Annotated in this window: 1 protein-coding gene; it reads left to right on the top strand. The window is 69.8% G+C overall.

The genetic code is table 11. From position 1 onward, the window contains the following. Positions 1 to 209, top strand: a 209-nt coding sequence (locus tag HO151_RS01900) for a ThuA domain-containing protein (protein ID WP_173894398.1), incomplete at its 5' end; no start/stop codon positions are given. Between the last annotated feature and the right edge of the window lie 96 nt (positions 210 to 305).

Here is a 305-nt window from a genome sequence, read left to right on the forward strand (position 1 = left end):
ACGACTACAACGACGTCCTCGCGACCACCACGCAGGCGGCCAGGGAGTGGGACCCGTGGCATCGCTCCGTCACGTCGCCGGCGATCTGGACGCGCCGGTGGGGCGCCGGGCGCATCTTCGTCTCGACACCCGGGCACCGCGTCGAGGTGCTCGAAGACCCCAACGTCCGGACCATCATCGAGAGGGGTCTCCTGTGGGCGTCCCGCTGACCGTCGGCATCGTCGGCGTCGGGAAGATCAGCGAGCAGTACCTCGCGAACCTCCCCACCTTCCCCGGTCTTCGGCTGCTCGCCGTGTCCGACCTCG

This window comes from Streptomyces sp. 8P21H-1, assembly GCF_013302945.1.